The following is a 4,235-nucleotide window of genomic DNA, read 5'->3' as shown; positions in this document are numbered from 1 at the left end:
GAACTCCAAAAAATAAAATACCCAAAAAACCCGCAGGCTTAAGCCTGGGGCTACACGGACAAAGCCCGCCTGCGCGGCGTCATACAGTTAGGTGCTTAACCATCGGGATTTGGAGGATTTATTTGTTGGAACACCCTAAGCGGAGCTATCCCGTAAGGAATCGCCTCTCATGAGTGCGTGACGTGGCGGTAAGCGGAGCTATCCCGCAGGGAATCAAGCATCAAGAGGACCCCACCCTAACCCTCCCCTTGCCAAGGGGAGGGGACTGGAGGCGTACTTAAATTTGAGGCAAATCATGATGAGCGTAAAAAACCTACTCTGGCAAGATGGGGATATCGTTGATGCTGTATCCTCTTGGGTGCAAATCAGGGGAGATTTTCTCTGGGGACGGATCAAGGTAGAATAAAAACTTGCTTTATTTTAGTTTTGAGCGTCGAAAAGAAGCTACCTATGATTAACGAAGTGTTCATGCCTGCTCTGAGTTCCACGATGACCGAAGGCAAAATTGTCTCTTGGGAAAAAGCGCCGGGGGACAAAGTGGAGAAGGGCGAAACGGTGGTGGTGGTGGAGTCTGACAAAGCAGACATGGACGTAGAGTCCTTCTATGAAGGTTATCTCGCTACGATCCTCGTCCAAGCGGGAGAAGCGGCCCCTGTTGGTGCGGCGATCGCCTTGTTAGCTGAAACGGAAGCCGAAATCGAACAGGCGAAGCAGCAAGGGGCGAAACTCAGCAATCAATCGGCTCAACCGGCAGCCGCTCCCCAGTCTACCCCTTCCCCGGCACCGGAACCAGCAATGGCTACGGCTGGAGCCCCCGCTAGTCGTCAAAATGGCCGCACGGTTGCCTCTCCTCGGGCCAAAAAATTGGCGAAGGAATACAAAGTGGACTTGGCAACCCTCTCCGGCAGTGGTCCTTTTGGGCGGATTGTGGCGGAAGATGTAGAAGCGGCAGCAGGTAAGGCCCCAGCAGCGGCTGCCACCCCACCCCAACCGACGGTGGCAGCACCCCCCAGAATTCCCACCCAGGCGGTCCCAGCGGCCCCCGCAGCCTCGGGAGATGTGGTCCCCTTCAATACCCTGCAAAATGCGGTCGTCCGGAATATGGTGGCATCATTACAGGTGCCGATTTTCCATGTTGGCTATACGATTACCACGGATCAGTTAGACAAGCTCTACAAACAGATTAAGTCCAAAGGGGTGACCATGACTGCCCTACTGGCAAAAGCCGTGGCCCTCACGTTACAGAAACATCCTTTACTCAATGCCAGTTGTGTGGATGGAGGGATTCAACATCATGGCAATATCAATATTGCTGTGGCGGTGGCAATGGGAGATGGCGGTTTAATTACGCCGGTTCTGCAAAATGCCGACCAAATGGATATTTATTCCCTGTCTCGCACTTGGAAGGATTTGGTGGAACGCGCCCGAGTCAAACAGTTGCAACCGGCGGAGTATAATAGCGGGACTTTTACCCTGTCCAATTTGGGAATGTATGGGGTTGATAGTTTTGATGCGATTCTGCCTCCGGGTCAGGGTTCGATTCTCGCTATTGGTGGGGCGAAAAATCAAGTGGTGGCCACAGATGATGGCATGATGGGGGTTCGGCGACAAATGCGGGTGAATATTACCTGTGACCACCGGATTATCTATGGTGCTGATGCAGCGGCATTCTTGCAAGATTTAGCGAAGTTGATTGAAAGCAATACTCAGTCTCTCACGATGTAGGGATTAGGGGGAAAGAGACCTAACCCCCCCCGCCCCCTTCCCTGGGAGGGAAGGGGGAGCCGGAAGGATATATGCTCCTTGATAAGGCATTATACTTTGCTGCAAGTACAAACCTGGACTCATTATACCTCCCTCTCCTCTTAGGGGAGGGCCGGGGAGGGGTCTCTTCCGTAGATTGACGCACAGTATCCTGTAATCGTAAGGAAGGATGAAGGGGGATACTGACAATGGATTTATCCTTCATCCTTATTCAGTCCTCATCCTATAGTGTAATGGTGAATCAAGTGGAATCCATAAAAACTCTAGCGGTTGATATTGGCGGTAGTGGCACGAAGACCATTATTTTAGACGCAGCAGGGGAAGCGGTGACCAAACGTAACCGCGTTCCGACTCCGGATCCCGCTAAACCGGAACCTGTGATTGAGGCGATCGCCGGTTTAGCGAAAGAACAAGGTGAGTTCGATCGGGTTTCGGTCGGGTTTCCTGGGGTGGTTCGTCATGGAATCATCTACACTGCCGTCAACCTCCACCCGGATTGGGTAGAGTTCAATCTCGCCGAAGCGCTGACGAAGGTTTTGGAAAAACCTGTTCGGGTTTGCAATGATGCCGATATCCAGGGTTTAGGCGCAATTTCCGGGAAAGGGGTCGAACTCACGATTACCCTGGGGACCGGGTTTGGCAGTGCCTTATTTGTGAATGGAACACTGGTCCCGAATTTGGAACTGGGACATCATCCTTTCCGCAAAGGTGATACCTACGAGGAACAATTGGGACGTGCGGCATTGGATAAAATTGGGGATAAGCGCTGGAATCGCCGCTTAGAAAAAGCGATCGCCAATTTAGAACATTTGTTTAATTACGATCGCCTCTACATTGGTGGTGGTGAAGCGAAAAAAATCACCTTGGATTTACCCTCTAATGTCACCATTGTTCCCAATATCACTGGTTTGTTAGGGGGGATTGCCTTGTGGCGGGACCCGTAACCCGATCCTAAATGTAGAGGCGAGAAAGCGAATCGCCTCTACATTTAGCATTTAAGGTTCAAAATTGCGTAAGTCCTGAAAATGTCAGTCATTCGATAAAACAAACTCTTGAGGAAAGACTATGAAAGCAGTGGTTATGACCGGATTAGGCGCAGCAGCGGATGTCTTGAAAGTGAAAGATATTCCAGGTCCGCAATTAGAAGGCGATCGGGATATTTTAGTCCGCCTTCATGCTGCCGGTGTCAATCCCATTGATACCAAAATTCGCAAACGCGGAACCTTTCATCCGGACATGAGCCCGGATATCCTCGGATGTGATGGTGCCGGAGTCGTCGAGGCGATCGCCTCTGGGGTGCAAACCCTCAACGTGGGAGATGAAGTATATTTTTCTAATGGTGGATTGGGTGGACCTCACGGCAACTATGCCGAATATATGGCGATCGATGAACGATTTGTCGCCAAAAAACCCACCTCTCTGAGCTTTGTAGAAGCTGCCGCAGCACCCCTAGTCCTGATTACCGCCTGGGAAGCACTCTACGACCGCGCACGCTTACAACCGGGCCAAAAAGTGCTAATTCAGGCCGGTGCCGGGGGAGTCGGCCATGTCGCCATCCAACTGGCCAAACTCAAAGGTGCCGAAGTCGCCACCACCGTCAGTACCCCAGAAAAAGCCGAATTTGTCCGCCAATTGGGTGCTGATTTAGTCATTTTATATAAAGAACAAAATGTCATTGAGACTGTGATGAACTGGACTAATGGGGAAGGTGCAGACATCGGATTTGATACCGTCGGTGACAAAACCTTCTTTGAAACCGCTGAAGCGGTCCGCTTGTATGGGGATGTAGTCACCATTTTAGAACCCAATCCGGAGCATGGCAACTTAAAAACTTCTCGCCTCCGCAATCAGCGCATCAGCTTTGAATTAATGCTGACTCCGATGTTACAAAATCGGATAGCAGAACAACAAGACCAAGCAAAAATCTTACAACAATGTGCGCGCCTATTTGATGAAGGCAAGTTAAAGATTCATGTAGGTAAAACCTTCCCCATAGAACAAGCAGTAGCGGCCCATGAGTTATTAGAAACTGGCTCTATGCAAGGCAAAATTGTCCTAACCATGAACAATTAATCCGCTCTCTTACCCTGTTCGTAGTAACGACTTCAGTCGTTCTTCTCCAAGTTCGTAGTAACGACTTCAGTCGTTCTTCCCCGTTTGTAGTAACGACTTCAGTCGTTATCTAATGTTCGTAGTAACGACTTCAGTCGTTATCTAATGTTCGTAGTAACGACTTCAGTCGTTCTTATCTAAGTTCGTAGTAACGACTTCAGTCGTTCTTATCTAAGTTCGTAGTAACGACTTCAGTCGTTCTATTCTTAAGAGGGAGATAACGAATGAATTCGTTACTACGAACTGGGAAACGAATGAATTCGTTACTACGAACTGGGAAACGAATGAATTCGTTACTACGAACTGGGAAACGAATGAATTCGTTACTACGAACTGGGAAACGAATGAATTCGTTACTA

General features: G+C 49.6%; 3 protein-coding genes. All 3 read left to right on the top strand.

All coding sequences use genetic code 11. The features are described from left to right. Nucleotides 1-450: 450 nt before the first annotated feature. The 3 genes from NG833_RS29785 (at nt 451) to NG833_RS29775 (ending at nt 3,837) form a co-directional block, all read left to right on the top strand. Entirely contained in the window at nt 451-1,725 is a 1,275-nt protein-coding gene (locus NG833_RS29785; RefSeq protein WP_254568882.1) for a dihydrolipoamide acetyltransferase family protein, read from the top strand. A gap of 272 nt (nt 1,726-1,997) precedes the next feature. Next, entirely contained in the window at nt 1,998-2,708 is a 711-nt protein-coding gene (locus NG833_RS29780) for an ROK family protein (protein ID WP_254568883.1), read from the top strand. Between the two features lie 121 nt (nt 2,709-2,829). Then, nucleotides 2,830-3,837 carry a zinc-dependent alcohol dehydrogenase family protein gene (locus NG833_RS29775; RefSeq protein WP_254568881.1) on the top strand — a complete coding sequence of 336 codons (1,008 nt, stop codon included), beginning with the start codon at nt 2,830-2,832 and terminating at the stop codon, nt 3,835-3,837. Nucleotides 3,838-4,235: the final 398 nt, after the last annotated feature.

The sequence above is a fragment of the Oscillatoria sp. HE19RPO genome (genome assembly GCF_024220515.1).
GTDB lineage: Bacteria > Cyanobacteriota > Cyanobacteriia > Cyanobacteriales > Laspinemataceae > Laspinema.
The sequence above is the reverse complement of the archived record's forward strand: the minus strand, read 5'-3'. Positions and strand labels throughout refer to the sequence as shown.

Coding starts and splice junctions, on each gene's coding strand:
- NG833_RS29785 (WP_254568882.1), top strand. CDS start 451: ATGATTAACGAAGTGTTCATGCCTGCTCTGAGTTCCACGATGACCGAA.
- NG833_RS29780 (WP_254568883.1), top strand. CDS start 1,998: ATGGTGAATCAAGTGGAATCCATAAAAACTCTAGCGGTTGATATTGGC.
- NG833_RS29775 (WP_254568881.1), top strand. CDS start 2,830: ATGAAAGCAGTGGTTATGACCGGATTAGGCGCAGCAGCGGATGTCTTG.